This window comes from Streptomyces sp. NPDC006197 (assembly GCF_040613865.1).
In the GTDB taxonomy this organism is placed as follows: domain Bacteria; phylum Actinomycetota; class Actinomycetes; order Streptomycetales; family Streptomycetaceae; genus Streptomyces.
In genome coordinates this window covers 56905-76140 of record NZ_JBEXSZ010000022.1, presented here as the reverse complement: position 1 = coordinate 76140, position 19236 = coordinate 56905, and the positions used below count along the sequence as shown (strand labels likewise).

Sequence of the window (19236 nt, the reverse complement as noted above, 5' to 3'; positions counted from 1 at the left end):
CGGCGCCGTGCCACTGTGGCGTGTCCTGGAGTTCGTGCCCGGAACCGATGCGCAGACCCAGGCCGGTGTGGAAGCTGCCTTGCTGGCGTCGGGCCGGAAGGACTTCCCCATGCGCGGAGCAGTGATCCACGAGGAGGTCGTGGCCGAGGTCACCGGCTTGCGGCCCGGCCGGTTCGTCGTCGGCTCGTTCGCCACCTCGGACAACACCTGCGCGAACTGCCTGGGCGGCTTCCAGTCGAACTGTCCGCACCACGAGTTCATGAGTACCTGCCAGGCCGAGTACATCCGCATCCCCAACGCCCAGGGCACCCTCGTCGCCCTCGACGAGACCCCGGACGAGGCGCTCTGGCCGGGTCTGCCGGCCCTGTCGGACGTCATGGGCACCGGCTGGTGGGCCGCCGACGCCGCCGAGGTGCGCCCCGGCTCGACCGCCGTGGTCGTCGGTGACGGCGCCGCCGGCCTGTGCGGCGTGATCGCGGCCAAGGAGAGGGGTGCGGAGCGGGTCATCGCCATGAGCCGCCACGAGCCCCGGCAGAAGCCGGCGCGCGCTCGACGCGTCCCTGCCGCGGGACAGCCTTCGCGAGCTGGACGGGATCCGGCCCGGCCCGGGCGGCGAGGGCGGGGTCCCGGGCGGTCCGCGAGCGGGTCACACGGCACGGCCGGCCCGACGCCTCCTCCCGCTTCTCCTTGTTCGGCCCATGGCCGCGCCGGGTCAGGCCCCGCCGGGCATGCGCGAACCGGGTCGAGGAACGGTGCTGTTCGGCAACGGCGACGAGCGCACCGGCCCCGCACCCACGCGCCCCGGGGCACGGTGAGCACGACGCCCTCCGCGAAGCGCTGTCGGGGCTGGAGAGCGCGTACGGCTTCGCCCGGGGTCAGGAACGGCGGCCGCGGTGGGTCAAGCGGTCGCGGAAACGGTCCCAGGGGCCCCAGAAGGACGCGCTCAGCTTCGTCAGTGCCGGCGACCCGGGTGCGCAGGGGCGTGGTCGGGTGGGCGCGACGGCCGCCGTCTCGCGCGCCTCGGCCGCCGCGTCGCGCAGAGCGGTGGCGGGTGCCGTGGCCTGCAGGCGCGGGAAGAGCAGCTGTTCCATCTCCACGACGTGCCGTGTGACGGCCGTGACGACGGAGAGGAGAAGCGCCATGTACCGCTCGCCGTGCGGTGCGGTGTCCCGCAGGGTCGCGAGCGTCTGCTGGAGCTCCCTGTCCTCGGCGTGGAATCGGTTCACCCATTCGTCGCCGTCCGCCACATGGCGCCGCACGAGTGGGAGCAGGTGCGCTCGTTCCGTCACCAGATGACCGACCAGGCGTCCGCTGAGCTGTTCCACCAGGGAGGCGCGTTCGGCGCTGCCCGGTGGGGCGGCCCTCACCTGGTCCACGAGCTGCTGAATCCCTTGGTGGTCGGCCGAGAGTTCCCCGACGATGCCGCTGTTGCCCACTGAGGCTCCCTGAAGGCTTTCGACGAAACGCTTCCCCGCCCCCGCCGCCGCGAGGGGCGGTCGACGGGGCGTGCCGCGAGGCGGGTACCCGCGGCGGTCACCTTCACGCACCCGAACAGCGGGGCCGCGATTGAGTCGTGCGGGCGCGGGTACTGTCGCGCCGCCGCGCGTATCCACGAGCTGTACGACGCGGTGCGGACGAGGTGAGGAGTGTGGTGCCGGCGTGCTGCTGAAGCGACGCGGGGAGAGAGCCGGGGAAAGGGTGCGACAGGCCGGCTTCCAGGCATACGTGGCCGCGGACCGCCGGTCACCGGTCTCGGAGCTGGCCGATCGGCTGCTGCGCAAGGCCTTCCCCGATCACTGGTCGTTCCTGCTGGGCGAGATCGCGCTGTACGGCTTCGTCGTCCTGGTGGTGACGGGGACCTATCTGACGCTCTACTTCGACCCGAGTCTCGCCAAGTCGCCCTACACCGGCCCCTACCGGCCCCTCCAGGGGTTGCTCGTGTCCAAGGCCTACGACTCCACGCTCCATCTCAGTTTCGAGGTGCGGGGAGGACTGCTGATCCGCCAGATGCACCACTGGGCAGCGCTCGTCTTCGTAGCCGCCATCGGTGTCCACATGCTGCGGGTCTTCTTCACGGGTGCCTTCCGCAGGCCTCGGGAGCTGAACTGGGTCATCGGGGTGACGCTGTTCCTGCTGGCCTTGCTGGAGGGTTTCTGCGGCTACTCACTGCCGGACGACCTGCTGTCCGGCACCGGACTGCGCACCGCGGACTCCATCCTCCAGTCGATCCCGGTCGTCGGCACCTATCTCGGCTTCTTCGCGTGGGGCGGCTCCTTTCCGGGAGACGCGATCAACCGCCGCCTGTACGTCGCACACGTGCTCTTCGTTCCTGGCGCGCTCATCGCGCTGATCACCGTGCACCTGATCATGGTGGTCTATCTGAAGCACACCCAGTGGGCCGCTCCCGGCAGGACCAACCGGAACGTGGTCGGGCAGCCGATGTTCCCCTCGTTCATCGCCAAGTCGGCCGGGCTGTCGCTGATGGTGGCCGGAGTCACCGCCCTGATGGGGGCGGTCGCGCAGATCAACCCCGTCTGGCTCTTCGGCCCCTATCGGCCCGACCAGGTCTCCACCGACGCCCAGCCCGACTGGTACGTCGGCTTCCTGGAAGGAGCCCTGCGGCTGATGCCCGGCGCCGAGACGACCGTTGCCGGGCACACGCTCATGTGGAACGTCCTCCTGCCCGCCGTCGTGCTGCCGGCGCTGCTGTTCGCCGTGCTGTACACGTACCCCTTCTTCGAGCGCTGGGTCACGGGTGACCTGGTGGAGCACCATCTGTGTGACCGGCCGCGCGACCGGCCCACCCGGACCGGACTCGGCGTGGCCGCCCTCGCCTTCTACGCGGTGCTTCTCATGGCCGGCGGCAACGATGTGATCGCCCTCTGGTTCGGCGTCCCCCTCAACGCGCTGACCTGGATCTTCCAGGTCGCCCTGTTCGTCCTGCCGGTCGCGTCCTACCTCGTGACCAAGCGCGTCTGCCTGGCCCTGCAGCGGCACGACCGCCGGCTGCTGGAAGAAGGGGAGGAGACCGGCGAGGTGCGCCAGGACCTGGCGGGCGGCATGAGCGAGCCGCACGAGCCCATCGACAAGGCACGGCACTACGCCCTGCTGGTGAGGGACGTTCCACGCCCCGTGGAGCATCCGGGACGCCGAGCGCCGCTGCGGCACAGGCTTCGGGCGTCCCTCAGCCGGTGGTACTACGGAGACCGGGTGGACATGCCGATGACGGCGGAGCAACGCCTCCAAGCCGGCGGTCGGACCGCCGACCCCGTGGCGGGCGGCGTCGGGAGTGGCGAACCGGAGGGCTGATCTCCGTCATCCCGGCGTCACTCGCTCTCCCGCCCGGCGTACTGGAAGACCATGCCGAAGACCCCGAGCAGCAGGACGCCGAGGCCGATCAGGGCCAGCCAGACGCCGAAGACGAGTCCGTAGGCGACGATCGCGGCGCCGGTCGCGGTCACGACCGGGTGCCGGCTGTGCGGGGGGAAGAAGTCGACCCGTCCTCCGCGTTCCTGGATCTCCGCGTCCGGACGGTCCTCGGGGCGCATCCCCTTGCGCCGGTAGTTGACCAGGGAGAAGAAGGCGATCACCGCGGCCATGAGGAAGGAGACGCTGAGCGCCGCGATGCCTGCGGGCTCCCGCGCGAACCAGGCGTAGGCCACGTCGGTGACGAGGAAGAAGACGGCGACGCCGGCGAAAAGGTATGCCTCGGACTTCATTCGCTCTGTGTTCCTAGGGGGTGGGGGGTCGGCTCGACGGTTCCGCGCTGTGCCTTCGGCAGCTCAGCCTCGTACTCCGGATGGTGCAGGTCGAACGCGGGAGAGTCCGATCGGACGCGGGGCAGTGAGGTGAAGTTGTGCCGGGGCGGCGGACACGACGTGGCCCATTCGAGCGAGCGGCCGTATCCCCAGGGGTCGTCCACGGTCACCTTCGGCGCGTACCGGGCGGTCTTCCAGACGTTGTAGAGGAAGGGCAGCGTGGAGATCCCCAGCAGGAAGGCGCCGATCGAAGAGATCGTGTTCAGTACGGTGAACCCGTCCGCGGCCAGGTAGTCGGCGTAGCGGCGCGGCATCCCGATCTCGCCGAGCCAGTGCTGAACGAGGAACGTCGTGTGGAAACCGACGAAGAGCGTCCAGAACTGGATCCTGCCCAGGCGTTCGTCGAGGAGACGACCCGTCAGCTTCGGCCACCAGAAGTAGAAGCCGCCGAACATCGCGAAGACGATGGTGCCGAAGAGCACGTAGTGCAGATGGGCGACGACGAAGTAGCTGTCGGTCAGGTGGAAGTCCATGGGGGGCGAGGCCACGAGGACACCGCTGAGCCCGCCGAGGAGGAAGGTGACCAGAAAGCCGAGCGACCAGAGCATGGGCGTTTCGAAGGAGAGGCTGCCGTGCCACATGGTGCCGATCCAGTTGAAGAACTTCACTCCGGTGGGTACGGCGATGAGGAAGGACATGAAGGAGAAGAAGGGCAGGAGCACAGCACCCGTCGCGAACATGTGATGGGCCCACACCGCCGCCGACAGCATGGTGATCGCGATGGTGGCGCCCACCATGCCGACGTACCCGAACATCGGCTTGCGGCTGAACACCGGCAGGATCTCCGTGACCACGCCGAAGAACGGCAGCGCCACGATGTACACCTCCGGATGGCCGAAGAACCAGAAGAGGTGCTGCCACAGCAGCGCACCACCGCTGGCGGAGTCGAAGGTGTGGGCGCCGAGCCGGCGGTCGGCCATCAGTGCCAGCAGGACGGCCGTGAGGACGGGAAAGGCCAGCAGGACGAGGATGGACGTGAAGAGCACGTTCCACGTGAAGATCGGCATCCGGAACATCGTCATGCCGGGGCAGCGCAAACAGACGATCGTGGCGATGAAGTTGACGGCGCCCAGCGTGGTGCTCACGCCCGAGAGCACCAGACCCATCGCCCACAGGTCGCCTCCGTGGCCGGGGCTGTGCACCGCGTTGTTCAGCGGGGCATAGGCGAACCAGCCGAAGGGGGCGGGCCCCTGACTGATCAAGAAGCCGGACAGGACCGTGAGGCCGCCGAAGAGGAAGAGCCAGTAGGTGAGCGCGTTGAGCCGCGGGAACGCCACATCGGGTGCGCCGATCTGCAGCGGCATGATCGCGTTCGCGAGGCCGGTGAACGTGGGCGTCGCGAAGAGCAGCATCATGATCGTGCCATGAATGGTGAACAACTCGTTGTACTGCTGTCTGGTGACGATCTGCAGTCCGGGACGGGCCAGTTCGGCGCGCATCAGCATCGCCATCAGCCCGGCGGCCAGGAAAAACCCGAACGCCGTGACCAGATAGAGGTTCCCGATCTTCTTGTGGTCGGTCGTGGTCAGGTAATCCCTGATCCTGTCGCCCACCTGCGCACGAGGGCTGTGAGCGGCAGGGTCCTCCTTGCTCAGCTCCGGGGACGTCTTCGACATGAGTGCCCTCCAAGCGGTGCGCCGACCAGTCGGCATCCGTGACGAACCCCAGCGGATTAGCCCCTGCCGTCCCTCCCTAAACGTCCCTCCTCCCGACGGCCTCGGCACGATCCCGGAACGGACGGAAGGCATTCCCCCGGCCGGACATCCGGTGTGCGGTCACCGCCCCCGGGTGCGGTGCATCTGCTCAACGGGCTGTACGACGCGGAGCCGGATCACCAGCCGGTCGGAGGTCGTCGGTATCGCGAGCGCGTCCCGGCACTCGATCACGGAGTCGGCGGTCACCCGGCGACCCACCCTGATGGGAGTGCCGTCCTCGGAGGAACCGCCCCGGACGCACTGACGACCCTTCGGTTCCCCCGTGCAGTGCCCTGCGCCACCGGTCAGGGACGAGAAGACGGCGTCGCTGTGCCGGCGTCGGCCTCGCGCCGACGGCCGGTCGCCGCCCCGGCCGGAGAGGGGCGGCGGGACGGGAGGTTCCCGGTCCTCGCTCGGCGGGGGAGCGGGGTGCGGAAGGGGCCGCGAAGGTGCCAGGTCGTCGACGGGCGCCGGTTCGGGTTCGGTCGTCAGGGCAGCCCGCAGTCGCTGGAAACAGCGCGCCAGGATCCGCGACACCTGCATCTGGGACACGCCGATGGCACCGGCGATCTCCTGCTGAGTCCGCTCGTGGTAGAAGCGCAGGTACAGGACGCGACGATCCCGTTCGGGAAGCCGCTTGACGGCGGTGGTCAGCGCCACGGTGTCGACGACGCGGCCCAGTTCCGGGTCCTCGCCGCCGAGGAGGGAGACGACGGCACAGTGGTCGCCGTCCCCGGCCGCCGCGTCCAGATACCGGGGGCTGCACTCACGGACGGCTCGTAGGGTGGCGGTGACGCGGTCCGTCTCGAGGCCCGTGTGCTCGGCGATCTCCGCGAGGCTCGGGGACCGGCCACCGTGAAGCTGCTCCAGCTCCTCCGAGGCCTGGAAGATGCGGGCGCGGGCCTCCTGAAGGGGACGCGGCAGCCGCACGGCGGCGGAGTGGTCCCTCATGTGCCGCTTGATCTCGCCGACGATCGTGGGCAGCGCGTAGGAGAGGAAGGCGTGCCCGAGCGCCGGGTCGTACCCGTCGACGGCTTTGACCAGTCCCAGGGAGGCGACCTGGACCAGATCCTCGTGGTCCTCCCTGTGGGCGCGGAAGCGGCATGCCACTCGGCGTGCCAGAGGCACCAGGAGACCGATGACCCGCTCCCGAGCGGCGCTGCGCCGCGGCCCCGGGGGGAGTGCCGCGAGGTCGTGCATCAGCCTGTCGATGCGTTCCGAGCACAACGTGGCGCCCATGGCCCTGTCGTACCGCTGAGGAGTGGAGGGGGCGGAGAGAGACATGGCCTCACTTCGGGTCGGTGCCGGGGAGACGTCGTCGAAGGCACGTCCCAGCCGGGCGGGACGCGGTCCTGCGGCTCGGCGGCGCCTGCCCGTGGACATCCATCTCACTCGCTTCGGCGTGGTGAAACCCACGGGCCGCGCCGTTCACCCGGACGCCGTGCCGCCGGTGCGTCGCCCCTGGCCCGGCCCCGGGGCGACGCGCCGTCGCGGGGGCCTGGCGCCGGAGGCTCGGAAGGGTTCCGCCCCGTTTGCCGACGCCTCCGACGGGTCACCCTGTGACGACGTCAGGGGTACGCGCGAGGGAGTACGCGATGGCCGGAGCGGAACCGGACGAATGCCGCGTCGACGCGGTCGACGTGCACGCCTTCGAGGTGCCCACCGACGGCCCCGGCGGCAAAGAGCAGGACGGCACCCTGGAATGGGAGTCCACGACGATGGTCCTGGTCCGGGTGCACGCCGGCGGCAGCACCGGCCTCGGCTACACCTACGGAGACGTGTCGGTCGCCTCCTTCGTCACCTCGGAACTCGCGCCGTTCCTCGAGGGACGGGGAGTCCTGGCACCGTCGGCCCTGTGGCGCCGCATGGGGGCGCACATCCGCAACGCCGGCCGGCCCGGTGTCGGCGCCATGGCACTCTCGGCGGTCGACGTGGCGCTGTGGGACCTCAAGGCCCGGCTGCTCGGCCTGCCGCTGGTGCACCTGCTGCCCGCCTCTCACGACCGGGTCCCGGTGTACGGCAGCGGCGGCTTCACGAACTACCCGCTCGACCGGCTCACCGAGCAGCTCGCCGGGTGGGTGGACCAGGGCATCCCCCGGCTCAAACTGAAGACCTCGCGCGAGCCCGAGCGGGATCCCCGGCGCCTGACGGCCGTGCGCGAGGCGATCGGCGGCGAGGCCGAGCTCTTCGCCGATGCCAACGGCGCGCTCTCCCGCAAGGAGGCCCTGTACTGGGCACGCAGATTCCACGAGGAGTGGGACGTGCGCTGGTTCGAGGAGCCCGTCAGCTCGGCCGACCTCGAAGGGCTGCGTCTGCTGCGTGACCGGGGCCCGGAACGTCTGGAGATCGCCGCAGGCGAGTACGCCTTCACCACGCAGGACTTCGTCAACCTCGTGGAGCCCCCCGCCGTGGACTGTCTGCAGGCCGACGTGACCCGCTGCGGCGGCATCACCGGCGTCCTGGAGGTCGCCGGTCTGGCGGCGGCCCGGCACCTCGACCTGTCCGCCCACTGCGTCCCGGCGATCTCCGCCCACGCGTTCTGCGCCGTACGCCGGCTGCGGCATCTGGAGTACTTCCACGACCACGCGCGAGTCGAAGGGCTGCTGTTCGACGGCACCCTGTCGCCCGTCGGCGGCGTTCTGCGGCCCGAGCCCGCCCGTCCCGGTCTGGGCCTGGACGTCAAGTGGGCCGACGCCGAGCGCTTCCGCGTGTACGGGGCGCGCCCTGTCGGCTCACACGCGCACAAGGAGAGATGAGACCCGTCGACGAAGACACCGCGTCGGACGACGCGCGAAACCCCGGCCAGGACCCACCCGGAGATGGCGGGGCCCCCGCGGGCCCGTCAGACCCTCGCTGTCGGCGAACTGGAACGGGCGCTGCGCAAGGCGGTCGACGGCGAGGTCCGTTTCGACAGCGGCTCGCTCGGCCTCTACGCCCAGGACGCCTCCGATCTTCCGCCGGGTACCGGTCGGGGTCGCCGTCCCCCGTACCCTCGACCTGCCGCTCGGGAGGTGGTTGAAGCCCCGTCGTCCGCGAAGGGGCCCTGGTCGCGCTCGACGGCACCACCGTCCTGCGGAGTGGCGACCGCGACGAGGACCGGCGGTGGTCACCCGGGCGGACCCGCCCTCGAGGCGTCACTGCCGGCGGGAGGCCAGGATGGAAGGTGCCGGGACCTCGTCTGTCGCTCGGCGGGCCGGCGCGGGCAGGCTCGACCGGACCATGCGCGCCGGAACCCCGTGTGCCCGATGCCCCACCCGACGGAACAAAGGGAGTGCGTATGGCCGAGACGCAGCCTGGCGGCGGCACCACACCGTCCGTCCCCAGCGGCGACGGTGTCCGGCGCTCCCGGCGCACGGTGCCGCAGTCCGCGGGCCTTCCCGACCTACGGCGCGTGGGCGCGAACCCGGACTACTGGTACCCGGTCGCGCTGTCGAGGAAGGTGCGCCGGGGGCGGACGTACGCGACCGCGTTCGCCGGTGAGCGCATCGCGCTCTACCGCGGTGAGAGCGGCGCCGTACATGCCCTGGAGGACCGGTGCGCGCACCGGCAGGTCCCTCTGAGCATGGGCGTGGTGGAGGGCGAGACGCTCCGCTGCTGCTACCACGCCTGGGCCTACCGCGGCGACGGCCGCATCTCCCAGATCCCCTACCTCTCCAAGGGAGACGGCCGGCCGCCGCGCGGAGTGCGCGGCTACGCCGTTCGCGAGGCGTACGGCCTGGTCTTCGTCTTCCCCGGGGACCCGGAGAAGGCGGCGGGGACCGCGTTGCCGGAGCTGCCGGCCCACGGTTCGCCGATGTACCGGACCATGACCTTCTCCCGGACCGTACGCTGCCACTACTCCTTCATGCACGAGAACCTGCTCGACATGAACCACCAGTTCCTCCACCGTGGCGTCGTGGGCAGGCTGCGCCCGGAGCTCCTGAGCCACCGGGCCGACGGGCGGACGGTGGAAGCCCGGTACCTGTTCACGCACACCGGAGGGAAGCGGAACCGCAGCGCCGGCCTGCTGGCCGGCGAGGGCATCGGCGGTTCGGCCTCCAGCGATGTCATGACCATCCGCACGCAGTACCCGTACCAGACGCTCGACCTGGTTCCGGAGAACGCCGACCACCCGGCCCTCCGGCTCTGGGCGGCGTACGTGCCCGAGGACGCCGAGCAGCGCACGTGCCGTACCTACGGCCTGCTCATGATCGAGAAGCCCGGGATCCCCGCCGCCCTTCATGTGGCCTGGCCGTTCATCCGCCGTTTCGCCGAGCGTGTCTTCGCGGAGGACCGGATGGCCGTCGAAGCGGAACAGAGGGCGTGGGACGAGCAGGGCGAGGACCGCAACCACGAAGTCTTCCCGGTGATCCTGGACGTCCGCGAGGTGCTGCGCACCAACGGCGTCCCCCTGCGGTCCCGGGTCGCCTCCTGTGACCCCGCCGCCTGCGACGGTGCGCTCCCCGGGCACGCCCACCACGAGGGGGGCGACGCCTCCCGGGACCCGTGGCCTTCGTCCGCCCGGCCGGGCAGGTGAAACCGCGCGTCGGCGTACGCCCGCCGGCACGGCGCCTGAAGGAGCCGGCTCCGGCGGGGACGGTGAAGGAGTCGGTTCCGGGTGTGGTCCGGGCGCGTCCGGCACCGACACAGCACCGACACGGCACCGGCGACGGGGTCGCCCGCCCGGCGTGCACGTCCCACCGTGCGCCGGAGGCCGGCGGTCACGTCGGCAGGGCGGCCTGAAGGTGGTCCCGGAGTTCCGCCCCGTGGAGATCGGCTATCGGCGCCAGGACGTCGGGATGGCGCAGGAGGGCCGCCGACCGGTGGTCCTCCTCCGTCGGATCGGTCAGGCGGCGGAAGGCCACGGGTGCGGTGTCGCCGCGCGCCGCGACCACCGCTTCGGCTGCGAGGGAGGCCAGGGCGGGGGAGCCCAGCAGGCAGGCGGCCCAGCTGGTCACGACCTCGTCGACCCAGGAGCGCCACGCTTCGGCGTGCTCCGGCCCCGCGGCATCCGCACCGGTGATCCAGTCGAGGCGGGACGCGCCTCCCGGCCCTGAGAGGGCCACGAGTTCGGCGTCCAGCTCCGTGGGGTAGCGCAGCAGTGCCGCCACCGTCACGGCCTGCCGGGCCTGGGCCTCCGCGAGACCGCGCTGCAGCGCGCCGCGGGCAGGCGGGTAGGCCTGGACGAGCCACTGCGTCGTCGCCGCCACGATGGGGGAGAGAAAGTCGTCTGCGGGCACGGCTGACCGTCCGTACGGAGAAGGGGCGGGCGAAGACCCAGCACGATAACCGGCACCCTGCGAACCCGAAATGACGCAGGTCACGCGGCACGGAACAGCGACACGCTGACAGGCCGGGAATTGCGACCTTTTCCCCTCCGCTCGCGCTTCATTGGAAGTCCACACCGGAGAACGGAAAAGGAGAGGCACATGGGACACGGTGGCGATGTCATCGCCGAGCTCACCGCCGACCACCAGGAAGTGGAGCAGCTGTTCGCCAAGATCCAGGGGCTTCCTTCCGGAGACCCGCGCAAGAAGAACTATGCGGATCAGGCCATCATGGAGCTGGTGCGGCATTCGGTCGCGGAAGAGTCCTATCTCTATCCGGCGGTCCGGGAACACGTCCCCCAGGGTGACGAGATGGCCGACCAGGAACTCCAGGACCACGCCGCGGCCGAGCGCACGATGAAGGAGCTGGAGGGCTGCGCCGCCGATGATCCGCGGTTCGACGAGCTGATGATGCGGCTCATGAACGAAATCCGTTCCCATGTCGCCGACGAGGAGAACAACCTTTTCCCCCGGCTGCGCGAGGCGTGCCCTGCCGACATGCTGAACGAATTGGGCGACAAGGTGCGGAAGGCCAAGAAGATGGCGCCGACCCGTCCCCACCCCTCCGCTCCCGATACGCCCCCGGCCAACAAGCTGCTCGCCCCCGGCATGGGTCTCGTCGACCGGCTGCGGGACGCCATGACCGGGCGCGGCAAGGACTGAGGCGCCTGCGCCCCGGCCCCGCGGACCGCACCGGCGGGCTGTCGTCGCCTGACGGCGGCGGCAGCCTCTGTGCGCCGGAGGTTCGTGACCGTACGTGGTCCGTGCCGTCGGCGGGCAGGCCGGCATCCGCCCGGGGGGCCTGTGGGGGCAGCTGCGGATGGCCATCCCGGGCGGGTGCCTCGGGGGGTCTCGAGCGCCGCTTCGCCGAAGGATCCAGGGGTAGACGCATGCCGCCGAAAGGCGCAGGGGAAGGACGGAGGTGTCGGATGGGATCTGCGAGCGACCGGATCGCACGGCCCTGGGGTGGACGCACCGCCTACGGCGCCGGCGGGACATGGCCGGTCCGGGTGGACACGCATCTCGCCGAGGGCGTCACAGCGGCCGATGTCGAGCAGTGGGTGCAGTCCGCGTCGGTGCTGCATTCGGACGGGGACGCGATGGACATCGCGGTGCGGGACGGCCGCATCGTCGGCGTCCGGGGACGCGCGGTGGACCGGGTGAACCGGGGCCGGCTGGGGCCGAAGGACCTCTTCGGCTGGCAGGCCAACCACGCCGCCGACCGGCTGCGCAGTCCACTGGTCCGGGAGGGCGGCCGCCTGGTCGAGTGCGACTGGGACACGGCCATGAGCCGCGTGGTGGACCGCTCCCGCGAGCTCCTCTCCGCCCATGGGCCAGGAGCGATCGGGTTCTACACCACGGGGCAGCTGTTCCTGGAGGAGTACTACACCCTGGCCGTTCTGGCCCGTGCCGGGATCGGCACCAACCACCTCGACGGCAACACCCGTCTGTGCACCTCCACCGCGGCCGAGGCGCTGAAGGAGTCGTTCGGCTGCGACGGTCAGCCCGGCTCGTACACGGATGTCGACCACGCGGACACCCTCGCCCTGTTCGGCCACAACATGGCCGAGACGCAGCCGGTGCTGTGGATGCGGGTGCTGGACCGGCTGGAGGGCGAGGCCCCGCCGCGGCTGCTGTGCGTGGACCCCCGCCCCACCGTGGTGGCCCGGCGCGCCGACGTCCATCTGGCGCCCCGCCTCGGAACCAACGTCGCCCTGCTCAACGCGCTCCTGCACGAGGTCATCCGGAGCGACCGGGTCGACCACGCCTTCGTGGAGTCGCACACGGTGGGCTTCGAGGAACTCCGCAAGCAGGTCGCGGAGTGCACTCCCGCGTGGGCCTCGCGCATCTGCGACGTGCCCGCCGCGGCCATCGGCCGGGCCGCGGAGCTGCTGGGCGGCGCCGAGCGGCTCCTGTCCACGGTGCTGCAGGGCGTCTACCAGTCGCACCAGGCCACGGCGGCCGCCGTCCAGGTCAACAACCTGCACCTGATCCGCGGGATGCTGGGGCGGCCGGGCTGCGGCGTCCTGCAGATGAACGGCCAGCCGACCGCCCAGAACACCCGCGAGACCGGCGCCGACGGCGACCTTCCGGGCTTCCGCAACTGGCAGAACGATCAGCACGTCGCCGATCTGGCCCGCGTCTGGAACGTCGACCCGTCGGCCATCCCCCACTACGCCCCGCCGACCCCGGCGATGCAGATCTTCCGCTACGCCGAACAGGGGTCGGTGCGCATGCTGTGGATCAGCGGCACCAACCCGGCCGTGTCCCTGCCGGAGCTCGCCCGCATCCGCGGCATCCTCGGACAGGAGCGTCTCTTCACCGTCGTCCAGGACCTCTTCCTCACGGAGACCGCGCAGCTGGCCGACGTGGTCCTGCCGGCCGCGACGTGGGGCGAGAAGACCGGCACGTTCACCAACGCCGACCGCACCGTCCACCTCTCGGAGAAGGCGGTGGAGCCGCCCGGGGCGAGCCGCCCCGACCTGGACGTCTTCCTGGACTACGCGCGGCGCATGGACTTCCGCGACCGCGACGACGGCCCGTTGATCAAGTGGAGCACGCCCGAGGAGGCGTTCGAGGCGTGGAAACGCTGCAGCGCCGGCCGGCCGTGCGACTACACGGGTCTGACGTACGAGAGGCTGCGGGGCGGCAGCGGCATCCAGTGGCCCTGCAACGAGGACGCTCCCGACGGCACCGAGCGCCTCTACACCGAGGGCATCAGCTGGGCGCATCCCGACGTCTGCGAGAGCTACGGCAAGGACCTGGTCACCGGCGCGTCCGTGGAGGTGGTCGAGTACCGGTCCCTCAACCCCGACGGCAAGGCGGTCATCAAGGCCGCCGAGTACCTTCCGCCGCACGAGGACACCAGCGAGGAGTACCCCCTCCAGCTGACCACCGGCCGCACTCTCTACCACTTCCACACCCGCACCAAGACCGGCCGGGTGCCGCAGCTCGACGCCGCGGCCCCGGAGGTGTGGGCTGAGCTGAGCCCCGCCGAGGCCGCCACGTGGGACCTCCGCGAGGGGGACCTCGCCCGGATCGCCACGGCGCGGGGGTCGCTGCAGGCCCGCGTCCGGATCACCGACATCCGTGACGGGCTCGTCTTCGTGCCCTTCCACTACGGCTACTGGGACACCCCCGGAGGCCATGGCCCCGCCTCGCCGGCGGAAGGCCGGGCCGCCAACGAGACGACGATCACCGACTGGGATCCGGTCTCCAAGCAGCCCCTGTTCAAGACGGCCGCGGCCCGCGTCGAACGCGTCGCACGCGGTGACGGCACGCCGGCTCCCGCCCCGACCAACACCGCCTCCGCACCGTCCGCGCCGGACGGTGTTCCGGCCACCAGTGGAGGGCCGCGGGCCTACGCGACGGAGGAACGGCCATGAGCGGCATCACCCTCACCCTGCGGGCGCTCCATCACGGCGAGCGCCACCTGGAGAAGGAACTCGTCGCCGTCGCGGACCGCCATCGCACGGAGCACGAGGTCCGTCACGTCGCCACCGATCTCGCCCGCTGGTCCGACGAGCACGCCGACCGCATCGCGGACGCGGCCCGGGCCTACGAGCTCGACCTGAGGGGCGGCACGGAGGAGAAGCCGGGCGAAGGCCTGCTCTCCGCGGTGCGGGAGAAGACCGCCGAACTGCTGGGGCATCGGCCGGAGCCCGGTCTTCTCCTCCTGCGCGACCTGCGCTCCCTGCACCTGGCGGCGGCCGGGAACTCCCTGTACTGGGAAATGCTCGCCCAGTACGCCCAGGCGGCGAAGGAGGACCGGCTCCTGACCCTGTCCTCCGACTGCCACCCGCGGACGCTGCGGCAGATGCGCTGGACCAACACCATGATCAAGGTGCTCTCACCGCAGATCCTCACCAGTCTCTGAGCGCGCGGGAAGCCTGTCGCCTGCGTCCACCGTGCCTGCCGGCCGTCGTCGGTCACGGCCAGGCCTGGCCGGCGGGCGGCGCGCTTCCGGCCAGCACCAGGAGCACGGCGTCCAGGCCGGCCATGGCCATGACCGCGACGAAAGGCACGCGTCCGCGCATCAGGGCAGGCGGCCCGGCCACCGCCACGACGCAGAGCGCGAGGGTCACGCCGAGCAGGCCCATCCCGGTCGGGGACACCCGGCCCGTCGGGCCCGCGGTCAGCATCGCGCAGGAGGCGAGGGCCAGGATCGCGGCCGCCGCCATGGACCCGCGCCGGCCCGTTCTCTGCGGGAGCCCGCGCACCCCGCCCGCGAGGTCGTCGTCGATGTCCGGCAGGACGTTGGCGAAGTGGGCGCCGGTCCCCAGGAGCGCCGCCGCGGCGGTCAGCCACAGGGGCGGCCACGGGCGGCCCGGAAGAGCCAGAGTCAGGAACGCGGGCAGCAGTCCGAAGGCGACGGCGTACGGCAGCCAGGAGAGGACCGTCCGTTTGAGCCACAGGTTGTACGTCCAGCCGGCGGCGACGCAGCCGAGGTGCACCGCGCCGGCCAGGAGCCCGCAGCCGAGGGACAGCGGGACGCAGACCAGCAGGGCCAGGCAGGCCGCCGTGGCCACCGTGCCCGGCCGTGCGGCCCCCGTGGCCAGTGGCTTGTCACGGCGTCCGGCAGCCCGGTCACGCCGCAGGTCCCACCGGTCGTTGCACCAGCCGATCGACAACTGCCCCGCGGCGACCGCGGCGACCGCCCCGGCCCCTGAGGCGAAGTCCAGCCCGGACGCGGCGGCCAGCAGCGCCGCGAGGACCGTCACCGCCGCCGCCGGCACCGGGTGACTCGCCTTCAGCAAGCCGACGACGGACGGGCGTTGCGGCGGGCCGGGAACGGCCGGGGTGGCGAGGCGGTGGGTTCCTTCATCCGTGGTGGGGCGCACCGCACCACGCTAGGCGACGGCGCGCCCATGACCTCCGGGTTGAGGGTGTCGACGCCTCACCGTCCCTATGTTGGAGCAATGACCCGCGTCCTCGCGGTGGGCACGGCTTTCCCGCCGCACCGCTACATGCAGCACGAGATCACCGAAGACCTCGTCTCCGGCCTGCCGCCCGGATCCGACAGGGCCCTCGTGCGCCGGCTGCACGCGGCGGCCGGCGTGGAGAGCCGTCATCTCGCCCTGCCCCTCGACCGTTACCGCGATCTCGGCGCTTTCGGCGAGACCAACCGTCTCTTCGTCGAGCTGGCCACCGCCTTGGGCGCCGAAGCCGTCACGCGGGTCCTCCACGACGCCGACGTACGCCCGGAGGACGTCGACCTGGTCGTCTCGACGACCGTGACCGGCATCGCGACGCCTTCCCTGGAAGCCCGCCTCGCGGCACGGGTCGGTCTGCGGCCCGACGTCAGGCGCGCGCCCCTGTTCGGGCTCGGATGCTCCGCGGGCGCCGCAGGTCTGGCCCGCGTCCACGACTTCCTCGACGGCCGGCCGGGCGGCACCGCGCTCCTCCTCTCCACCGAACTGTGCTCGCTCACCTTGCAGCGCGCCGACACGTCGATGGCGAACCTGGTGGCGGGCGGCCTGTTCGGGGACGGAGCCGCCGCGCTCGTGGCCGTCGGCGGTGACCGCTCCCCCGCGTCCTCACGCCCGCCCGGGTCATCCGTGCCGAGCGTGGTGGCGGCACGCAGCCGCCTGTATCCCGGGACCGAGCACCTGTTGGGGTGGGACGTCGGTGACTGGGGCTTCCGCATGGTCCTCGGGCCGGAAATCCCCGGACTCGTCCGGTTGCACGTGGCCGAGGAGGTCGAGTCCTTCCTCGCCGTGCACGACCTCAAACCCGGGGACGTGGGGGCGTGGATCTGCCACCCCGGCGGCCCGAAGATCCTGGACGCGCTCGCCGAGGAGCTCGGCCTGCCGGACTCGGCCCTCGCGGCGAGCCGCCGCGCCCTGGCCGCCCACGGCAACCTGTCCTCCGCGTCGGTGCTGCAGATCCTGAAGGACACCCAGGCCGACCGGCCGCCGCCCGGCACGATCGGCCTGATGCTCGCCTTCGGGCCCGGCTTCTCGTCCGATCTCGTCCTCCTGGCCTGGTGAGGCTGTCGTGACCCTGACGCTGTACACCGTGTTGGTCCTGCTGGTCATCGCCGAACGCTTCGCGGAACTCGCCGTGGCGCGACGCAACGGCGCCTGGAGCCGGGCCCGAGGCGCCCGCGAGTACGGCGCCGGGCACTACCCGGTCATGGTCGTCCTGCACGCCGCGCTCCTCCTCGGCTGCCTCGTCGAGCCCTGGGCGGCCGACCGGCCCTTCCTGCCGCTGCTCGGCTGGCCCGCACTCGCCCTCACGCTGGCCGCCCAAGCGCTGCGATGGTGGTGCGTCGGCACGCTCGGGCCCCGCTGGCACACTCGGGTGCTGATCGTCCCCGGTCTCCCGCTCGTCGCCTCCGGCCCCTACCGCCGTCTCCGGCACCCCAACTACGTCGCGGTCGTCGTCGAGGGCGCGGCCCTGCCCCTGGTGCACACCGCCTGGGTGACCGCCCTGGGCTTCTCGCTCCTGAACGCGGCCCTGCTCACCGTCCGCATCCGCTGCGAGAACACCGCGTTGGCGCCTTCGCACGCCCTCTCCTCCACCGGTGCCGCGTCGTGATCGACCTCCTCGTCGTCGGCGGCGGTCCGGCGGGTCTGGCCACCGCGATCCACGGAGCGCGACGGGGCTTCGACGTCATGGTCGCCGAGCCGCGGCCGGCGCCGATCGACAAGGCCTGCGGAGAGGGACTGATGCCCTCGGCGGTGCACGCCTTGAGGGCCCTCGACGTGCATGTGCCCGGCCCGTGCCTTCGAGGCATCCGCTATGTCGACGCCGCCGGCGACCGGAGCGCCGAAGCCCGGTTCCGCACCGGGTCCGGACTCGGCGTACGCCGGACCGTGCTGCACGAGGCGCTCGCCGCCCGGGCCGCCCGGCTCGGCGTTCCGGTCGTCCCGCACCGCGTCCGCCAAGTGACCCAGTCCGAGGCGTACGTGACCGCCGACGGGATCACCGCCCGCTATCTCGTGGCGGCCGACGGACTGCACTCCCCCACCCGGCGCGCGCTCGGCCTGACCGTACGGCCGTCCGCCGCCCGGCGGCACACGCCCCGGTACGGACTGCGGCGCCACTACGCCGTCGAGCCCTGGACCGACCTGGTCGAGGTGCACTGGTCCACCGACTGCGAGGCGTACGTCACCCCGCTCGGACCGGGGCAGGTCGGCGTCGCCATCCTCACCTCACGCCAACTGCCCTTCGACGAACAGCTGACCCGTTTCCCCCACTTGGCCGCCCGTCTGCGCACCGCCGACCGGACGCCGGTCAGGGGCGCCGGGCCGCTCCGCCAGCAGGCCCGTTCCCGGGTGGCCGGCCGGGTGCTGTTCGTCGGCGACGCCGCCGGGTACGTCGACGCGCTGACCGGCGAGGGCCTCACCCTCGCCCTGACGGCGGCGGACACCCTCGTGCGCTGTCTTCGCGAGGGCCGCCCGCAGGCGTACGAACAGGCCTGGTGGCGTCTGTCCCGCAGTTACCGCCTGCTGACGAGGTCCCTGCTCTGGGTCCGGAACCAGCCACCGCTGGCTCCCCTGATCATGCCGACGGCTGCCCGGTTCCCCGGCCTGTTCCAGGGCGCCGTGAACCTGCTCGCCTGACCGTCACCGTCGGAGCACCGGCCGAGGAGGGCCGAGGAGAACGGGACCGACCCCCGGGGACACGTGCACCAGCGGCGGGGGTTCCGGATCGGGAAGACCCGCGCTCCGGGTGAGCGTCTGCTCCAACTCCCCGACCGTCCCCCGCCTCAGCGTCCAGGGCTCGTGGTCCACCGGGGTGAGCCACAGGAGGCCCGCGCGCCGCGAGAAGGCGGCCCACCTCGAAGTGAGCCAGTCGTCGAGGGGCGACATCTCCTCGACCGGCGCGCCCGCACGGACCCCCAGCCGGTATCCGACGCCCTCCGCGCCCCGACGCCGGCCGCCGTAGAACGTGTCGGCGCCGCGCTCCCGCACCGTCAGGTCCGCCGGCCGGTAACGCACCCCGAGCGCCTGCCCGGCCAGCAGGTAGGGCGCGGTGACGTCGAGGGAGAAGAACCACAGCCCGCTGCGTCCGTCGGGCAGCCGCACGTACGTCCGCAGGTTCGTCTCGGGAAAGGCAGCGGGAGGCAGCGGCACGACCCCCAGCCCGCGGACGGACGACATCATGAACGGCGTCAGACTGACCCAGGCCCGGCCCTCGAACCGATCCACGAGCAAGCCCCTGGGAAGCAGGCGCTGAACGGCCTCGGCCTCGTACCTCCAGTGCACCATCGCGAGCCGCTCCCACCGCATGCTCAGCAACGGGAAGGCGACGGACCCGGGGGCTCGTCGGGGCGGCGTCCTCGTCAACACCTTCTCCAAAGCTCGCAGACCGGTCCTGCCGGCGGACCCGGCCACCGACGAGCGGCACACCAGCCCTGTGACCGCCCGTCCATGCTGTGGGCTGCCGCGCGATCGCCGCGGCAGCGACACG

Annotated in this window: 16 protein-coding genes and 1 pseudogene; 10 read left to right on the top strand and 7 right to left on the bottom strand. The window is 71.8% G+C overall.

All coding sequences use genetic code 11. The features are described from left to right. Positions 1 to 130: 130 nt before the first annotated feature. A pseudogene (locus tag ABZ318_RS10035) lies at positions 131 to 538 on the top strand (alcohol dehydrogenase catalytic domain-containing protein); the annotation flags it as partial. A 337-nt stretch (positions 539 to 875) separates the two neighbouring features. Here ABZ318_RS10035 and ABZ318_RS10030 read toward each other — a convergent pair. After that, a complete protein-coding gene (locus ABZ318_RS10030; RefSeq protein WP_356901990.1) occupies positions 876 to 1436 on the bottom strand; it encodes a hemerythrin domain-containing protein in 561 nt (186 codons plus the stop codon). Positions 1437 to 1659: 223 nt separating this feature from the next. Here ABZ318_RS10030 and ABZ318_RS10025 point away from each other — a divergent pair, with 223 nt between their 5' ends. Further along, positions 1660 to 3309, top strand: a complete 1650-nt coding sequence (locus ABZ318_RS10025; protein ID WP_356901989.1) for a cytochrome bc complex cytochrome b subunit — start codon at positions 1660 to 1662, stop codon at positions 3307 to 3309. Between the two features lie 17 nt (positions 3310 to 3326). Here ABZ318_RS10025 and ABZ318_RS10020 read toward each other — a convergent pair whose 3' ends face one another. The 3 genes from ABZ318_RS10020 to ABZ318_RS10010 all read right to left on the bottom strand — a co-directional run bounded on the left by ABZ318_RS10020 (position 3327) and on the right by ABZ318_RS10010 (position 6796). Further along, positions 3327 to 3719, bottom strand: coding sequence for a cytochrome c oxidase subunit 4 (locus ABZ318_RS10020; protein ID WP_356901988.1), 393 nt, complete (start codon positions 3717 to 3719; stop codon positions 3327 to 3329). Continuing rightward, positions 3716 to 5434, bottom strand: a complete 1719-nt coding sequence (ctaD, locus tag ABZ318_RS10015; protein ID WP_356901987.1) for a cytochrome c oxidase subunit I — start codon at positions 5432 to 5434, stop codon at positions 3716 to 3718. Before ctaD ends, ABZ318_RS10020 begins: the two co-directional genes overlap by 4 nt. A gap of 159 nt (positions 5435 to 5593) precedes the next feature. Beyond that, the gene (locus ABZ318_RS10010; RefSeq protein ID WP_356901986.1) at positions 5594 to 6796 is read right to left on the bottom strand and encodes a SigB/SigF/SigG family RNA polymerase sigma factor; all 1203 of its coding nucleotides are present in this window, start codon (positions 6794 to 6796) and stop codon (positions 5594 to 5596) included. A gap of 311 nt (positions 6797 to 7107) precedes the next feature. Here ABZ318_RS10010 and ABZ318_RS10005 point away from each other — a divergent pair, with 311 nt between their 5' ends. Continuing rightward, positions 7108 to 8268, top strand: a complete 1161-nt coding sequence (locus ABZ318_RS10005; RefSeq protein ID WP_356901985.1) for an enolase C-terminal domain-like protein — start codon at positions 7108 to 7110, stop codon at positions 8266 to 8268. A gap of 521 nt (positions 8269 to 8789) precedes the next feature. Further along, positions 8790 to 10028, top strand: coding sequence for an aromatic ring-hydroxylating dioxygenase subunit alpha (locus ABZ318_RS10000; protein ID WP_356901984.1), 1239 nt, complete (start codon positions 8790 to 8792; stop codon positions 10026 to 10028). Positions 10029 to 10212: 184 nt separating this feature from the next. On the opposite strand, the gene ABZ318_RS09995 is transcribed toward ABZ318_RS10000, so the two are convergent. Next, entirely contained in the window at positions 10213 to 10731 is a 519-nt protein-coding gene (locus tag ABZ318_RS09995; protein WP_356901983.1) for a hypothetical protein, read from the bottom strand. Between the two features lie 189 nt (positions 10732 to 10920). Here ABZ318_RS09995 and ABZ318_RS09990 point away from each other — a divergent pair, with 189 nt between their 5' ends. The 3 genes from ABZ318_RS09990 (at position 10921) to ABZ318_RS09980 (ending at position 14695) form a co-directional block, all read left to right on the top strand. Continuing rightward, positions 10921 to 11481, top strand: a complete 561-nt coding sequence (locus ABZ318_RS09990) for a hemerythrin domain-containing protein (RefSeq protein WP_356901982.1) — start codon at positions 10921 to 10923, stop codon at positions 11479 to 11481. Between the two features lie 266 nt (positions 11482 to 11747). Continuing rightward, positions 11748 to 14204, top strand: a complete 2457-nt coding sequence (locus ABZ318_RS09985; RefSeq protein ID WP_356901981.1) for a nitrate reductase — start codon at positions 11748 to 11750, stop codon at positions 14202 to 14204. Further along, on the top strand, positions 14201 to 14695 hold the full coding sequence (locus ABZ318_RS09980) for a hypothetical protein (protein ID WP_356901980.1): 495 nt from the start codon (positions 14201 to 14203) through the stop codon (positions 14693 to 14695). The genes ABZ318_RS09985 and ABZ318_RS09980 overlap by 4 nt, the downstream gene beginning before the upstream one ends. Before the next feature lie 52 nt (positions 14696 to 14747). Here the strand turns inward: ABZ318_RS09980 and ABZ318_RS09975 are convergent, their stop codons facing one another. After that, entirely contained in the window at positions 14748 to 15659 is a 912-nt protein-coding gene (locus tag ABZ318_RS09975; protein ID WP_356901979.1) for a UbiA family prenyltransferase, read from the bottom strand. 78 nt (positions 15660 to 15737) lie between these two features. Here ABZ318_RS09975 and ABZ318_RS09970 point away from each other — a divergent pair, with 78 nt between their 5' ends. From ABZ318_RS09970 to ABZ318_RS09960, 3 genes are read left to right on the top strand one after another with little or no spacing between them, the layout of a single operon-like run. Further along, positions 15738 to 16808 (top strand): 3-oxoacyl-[acyl-carrier-protein] synthase III C-terminal domain-containing protein, encoded by a 1071-nt coding sequence (locus ABZ318_RS09970; RefSeq protein WP_356901978.1) that lies wholly within the window; start codon positions 15738 to 15740, stop codon positions 16806 to 16808. 13 nt (positions 16809 to 16821) lie between these two features. Continuing rightward, positions 16822 to 17358 carry an isoprenylcysteine carboxyl methyltransferase family protein gene (locus ABZ318_RS09965; protein WP_356901995.1) on the top strand — a complete coding sequence of 179 codons (537 nt, stop codon included), beginning with the start codon at positions 16822 to 16824 and terminating at the stop codon, positions 17356 to 17358. After that, positions 17355 to 18386, top strand: a complete 1032-nt coding sequence (locus ABZ318_RS09960; protein ID WP_356901977.1) for an NAD(P)/FAD-dependent oxidoreductase — start codon at positions 17355 to 17357, stop codon at positions 18384 to 18386. The genes ABZ318_RS09965 and ABZ318_RS09960 overlap by 4 nt, the downstream gene beginning before the upstream one ends. A 3-nt stretch (positions 18387 to 18389) precedes the next feature. On the opposite strand, the gene ABZ318_RS09955 is transcribed toward ABZ318_RS09960, so the two are convergent. Further along, positions 18390 to 19055 carry a DUF2071 domain-containing protein gene (locus tag ABZ318_RS09955; protein ID WP_356901976.1) on the bottom strand — a complete coding sequence of 222 codons (666 nt, stop codon included), beginning with the start codon at positions 19053 to 19055 and terminating at the stop codon, positions 18390 to 18392. Positions 19056 to 19236 lie beyond the last annotated feature (181 nt).

Bases quoted from the DNA above. Each gene is read 5' to 3' on its own strand.
- ABZ318_RS10020 (WP_356901988.1), bottom strand. From the start codon at position 3,719: ATGAAGTCCGAGGCATACCTTTTCGCCGGCGTCGCCGTCTTCTTCCTC.
- ctaD (WP_356901987.1), bottom strand. From the start codon at position 5,434: ATGTCGAAGACGTCCCCGGAGCTGAGCAAGGAGGACCCTGCCGCTCAC.
- ABZ318_RS10010 (WP_356901986.1), bottom strand. From the start codon at position 6,796: ATGTCTCTCTCCGCCCCCTCCACTCCTCAGCGGTACGACAGGGCCATG.
- ABZ318_RS10005 (WP_356901985.1), top strand. From the start codon at position 7,108: ATGGCCGGAGCGGAACCGGACGAATGCCGCGTCGACGCGGTCGACGTG.
- ABZ318_RS10000 (WP_356901984.1), top strand. From the start codon at position 8,790: ATGGCCGAGACGCAGCCTGGCGGCGGCACCACACCGTCCGTCCCCAGC.
- ABZ318_RS09990 (WP_356901982.1), top strand. From the start codon at position 10,921: ATGGGACACGGTGGCGATGTCATCGCCGAGCTCACCGCCGACCACCAG.
- ABZ318_RS09985 (WP_356901981.1), top strand. From the start codon at position 11,748: ATGGGATCTGCGAGCGACCGGATCGCACGGCCCTGGGGTGGACGCACC.
- ABZ318_RS09980 (WP_356901980.1), top strand. From the start codon at position 14,201: ATGAGCGGCATCACCCTCACCCTGCGGGCGCTCCATCACGGCGAGCGC.
- ABZ318_RS09970 (WP_356901978.1), top strand. From the start codon at position 15,738: ATGACCCGCGTCCTCGCGGTGGGCACGGCTTTCCCGCCGCACCGCTAC.
- ABZ318_RS09955 (WP_356901976.1), bottom strand. From the start codon at position 19,055: ATGCGGTGGGAGCGGCTCGCGATGGTGCACTGGAGGTACGAGGCCGAG.